This is a genomic window from Streptomyces cacaoi (assembly GCF_006539165.1).
GTDB classification, from domain to species: domain Bacteria; phylum Actinomycetota; class Actinomycetes; order Streptomycetales; family Streptomycetaceae; genus Streptomyces; species Streptomyces cacaoi.
Genome location: NZ_BJMM01000133.1, coordinates 1 through 3679 on the forward strand (window position 1 = coordinate 1; position 3679 = coordinate 3679).

Sequence of the window (3679 nt, forward strand, 5' to 3'; positions counted from 1 at the left end):
CACGGGGGCGAAGCGCCGACGAACCGACGGGCGGAGCCCTGACACCCGGTCGGCGAGGCAAGGGGGAGAGGGGCGAAGCCCCATAGTCAGCCGGGCAGCAGAACCTCAACCGCTTGGGGCACGGCCTCCACAACAATCGGCAGATCCCCCACGAACTCCCCGTCGGCGTAGGCGAACACCCCGGCCGAGGCCAGCTCGATCCGCCGGGCCCGATAGGTCCGCACCCGCGGGTGGGAGAGGTGGGACCCGTTGTACAGCCGGGGCAGGATGGTGGGCAGCCGCAGCGCACCGGCGCCTTCGACGACGGTGACGGCGAGTTCACCGTCGTACGGATCGGCGTCGGGGCAGACCCGCATGCCCCCGCCGTAGTACGCGGTGTTGCCCACGGCGACCAGCGTGGCGTCGAGTTCGACCTCCGGCACCTCCCCTCCGTCGAGGCGGATCCGGAACGGCAGGGGCCGCAGCCTGGTGAGTTCGACGAGGACGGCGAGGGTGTAGCGGGAACCGCCGCGCGGCCAGCGCAGCCGGTTGGCCCGGTCGGTGACGAGGGCGTCGAAGCCGCAGGCGACGACTGTGCCGATCCACCGCTCGCCGACCCGCGCGAGGTCCACGGCGCGCGGTGTGCCGTGGGTGACGAGCCGGGCGGCGGCGGCCGGGTCGCCGCGGGGGATGCCCAGGGCGCGGGCGAAGTCGTTGCCGGTTCCGGCGGGGACGACCGCGAGCGGTACCCGGGTGCCGGCGACGGCCTGGAGGCCGAGGTGCACCATGCCGTCGCCGCCGACGACGGCGAGCACGTCCACGCCGGCGGCGACGCGGTCCCTGGCGAGCGCGAGGGTGCCGGCGGTGTCGGCGCCGGCGACGGGTTCGGCGTCCCAGCCGGCGGCGGCGAGGTGCGCCAGCACGGTCTCGGCCGCCCGGTGCGCGCCACGCTGTCCGCCGGCGGGATTGACCAGCACGACGACACGCCGCCCGTCCCCACGCCCACCGGCTCCGCCCGGCCGGACCGATGTGCGGGGCTCGCCGAGCCCGTTCGGGGCGTTGGTTCCACCCGGCCGGTTCGAAGCGCCGGGCCCGCTGGGCTCGTTCGGGGCGCCGGGCTCGCTGGGCTCGTTCGGGGCGCCGGGCCCGCCTGGCCGGTTCGGTGCGCCGGGCCCGTTCAGCCCGTCCGGCCCGCCGGGCGGTGTCCGGCCGGTCATGCGAGGGGCTGTGCGGCCGCGGGAATCAGCTTGCCGGGGTTCATGATCCCGGCGGGGTCGAGCGTCCGTTTGACGGCGGCGAGCATCTCCACGCCGAGCGGGCCGACTTCGGCCTCCATCCAGTCCCGGTGGTCGGTACCGACCGCGTGGTGGTGGGTGATCGAGGCCCCGGCGGCGGCGACGACGTCCCCCGCCGCCCGCTTGGCCGCCAACCAGCGCGGCAGCGGGTCCTCGCCGGCGTCGGCGGCGACGGTGAAGTAGAGGGAGGCGCCGGTGGGATAGGCGTGCGAGAGGTGGCAGAGGATCACCGGCGCCGGGCCGTCGCCGCCCAGGCTGTCGGTCAGCGCCTCGGTGACGGATGCGCGCAGTGCGGGGAGCGCGGACCAACTCGCGGCCGTCTCCAGGGTTTCGGCGAGGACGCCGGTGTCCAGAAGCGTGTCCCGCAGATACGGCCCGGAGAACCGGGACCGCCGCCAGGCGGCAGCGGCGTCGGCGGTGCCGGAAGGGGTGGCGGAGGAGGAAGGGGCGCCAGAGGAGGGAGGAGCGGAAGGAGCGGAAGGGGTGGAAGGGGTGCCGAGGCGGGTGCCGCCGTGCGCGGTGAGCACTCCGTGCACGGCCTCCACGCTCCGGGCGATCTCCGCGCCGGTGCCCTCGTGGCTGACGACGGACAGACAGCCCTCGGGCGCGGCGGCACCGGCGATGACGGCGTTGACGAAGGTCTCGGTCTCGTCCGATATCCGGATCGCCGTGGGCAGTGCGCCGCGCTGGGCCAGCTCCCGTACGGCTGCCGTCCCGGCGGTGAAGGAGGGGAACGTCCAGGCCTCGTCGCGCTGTTCGGCCGGGGCGCGGCGGATGCGCACCGTGACCTCGGTGAGAACGCCGAACGCGCCCTCCGAGCCGAGCAGCAGCTGGCGCAGATCGGGCCCGGCGGCCGAGGCGGGGGCCCGGCCCAGCTCCAGGGTGCCGCGCGGGGTGGCGGCCTTCAGTGCGGTCACCATGGCGTCGAACCGGCCGTGGCCCGCCGAGGACTGCCCGGCCGACCGTGTCGCCGCGTAGCCGCCGATGGTGGCGTACTCGTAGCTCTGCGGGAAGTGTCCGAGCGTCCAGCCCTCGGCGCCGAGCAGCTCCTCGGCCTCGGGCGTGCGCAACCCGGCCTGGAGGGTGGCGGTGCCGGATTCCTCGTCGAGGTCGAGCAGGGCGTCCAGGCGGCGCAGATCGAGGCTGACGACGGCGGGGAAGCCGGCCCGCAGCGGTTCGACGCCGCCGACGACGCTGGTGCCGCCGCCGAACGGGACGACGGCGACCCGGTGTTCGGCGCACACCTCCAGCACGGCCTGCACCTCGTCGTGCCCGCCGGGGGTGAGGACGGCGTCCGGTGCCTGTGCGGCGTCCCCGGCGCGGCGGCGCAGCAGATCGGGGGTGCTCTTCCCGCCGAGGTGGAGCAGGCGCGTGGCGTCGTCGGTGCGGACGTGCTCCGGGCCGACGACGCCGGCGAGGGCGGTGTGGGCCTTCTCCGGCAGGGCCGCGGGGGGCAGGACGGCGGCCGAGCGGTCGGCGCGCGGCGGCGCCGGGACGGTGACACCGAGCGTGTCGATGAGCAACTGCCGCTGGGTCGCGTCCAGTTCACGGGCCTGCGCCGGATCGCCCCAGGCGTTCCAGGCCATGTCGCCGACGCGGTGGGAGGGTCGCCTCATGCCGTACAGTCTTACACGTGATGGCAATTCGTAAAAGTGAGGACGACATCCTGGACGCCGCCCGCGCCTGCGTGGAGTCCTTCGGGGTGCGGCGCACGACGCTCACCGACGTGGCCCGCAGGGCCGGGGTGAGCCGGCCGACCGTGTACCGCTACTGGCCCGACATCTCCTCGCTCGTCGGCGACCTGATGACCCGGGAGCTGAAGGCCGTCTTCGCCGCCTCCGTCGCCGAGGCGACCGAGACCGAGGCGCGGCCCCGGATCGTGCACGGCTGCACCGGCACCGTGCGCGCCGTCTGGCACCACTCGATGTTCCGCCGCTTCCTCGACAGCGAGGCCGAACTGCTGGCCACCTACGTCTTCCAGCGGCTCGGCTCCAGCCAGCACGCCGCGCTCGACCTGCTCCACGCCCAGCTCGCCGAGGGGCAGCGGGACGGCTCCGTACGCCCCGGCGAACCGGCGGAGCTGGCCCGGATCGTGCTGCTCACCGCGCAGTCCATCGGCGTCTCCCGCCGCCTGGTCGACGACACCCTCTCCGAGGAGGCGCTGCTCGACTCCCTCGCCCGCCTCCTCGACGGCTATCTACGGCCCGACACCGCCCCTTCCCCGGACACCGCCCCTTCCCCGGACGCCACCGCTTCCCCCGACGCCACCGCCTCCCCGGACGTCACCGCACAGGAAGAGACCCCGGCACCGGAAGGAGACGCCGCATGACCGGGCACACCGTGCACACCGAGCGGTCCGCCTCGCTGAACGCCGCCCGCCGCACCCGCTCCCTGGAACGGCTCCC

Annotated in this window: 3 protein-coding genes; 1 reads left to right on the forward strand and 2 read right to left on the reverse strand. The window is 75.2% G+C overall.

What is annotated here, in order from left to right; all coding sequences use genetic code 11:
• Positions 1 to 86 precede the first annotated feature (86 nt).
• Both SCA03_RS34455 and SCA03_RS34460 read right to left on the reverse strand, forming a co-directional pair.
• Positions 87 to 956, reverse strand: a complete 870-nt coding sequence (locus tag SCA03_RS34455; RefSeq protein WP_030883016.1) for a diacylglycerol kinase — start codon at positions 954 to 956, stop codon at positions 87 to 89.
• A 236-nt stretch (positions 957 to 1192) separates the two neighbouring features.
• A complete protein-coding gene (locus tag SCA03_RS34460) occupies positions 1193 to 2890 on the reverse strand; it encodes an FAD-binding oxidoreductase (RefSeq protein ID WP_230989108.1) in 1698 nt (565 codons plus the stop codon).
• A gap of 20 nt (positions 2891 to 2910) precedes the next feature.
• Between SCA03_RS34460 and SCA03_RS34465 the strand changes: the two genes are divergently transcribed.
• Positions 2911 to 3603, forward strand: a complete 693-nt coding sequence (locus tag SCA03_RS34465; protein WP_141275887.1) for a TetR/AcrR family transcriptional regulator — start codon at positions 2911 to 2913, stop codon at positions 3601 to 3603.
• Positions 3604 to 3679: the final 76 nt, after the last annotated feature.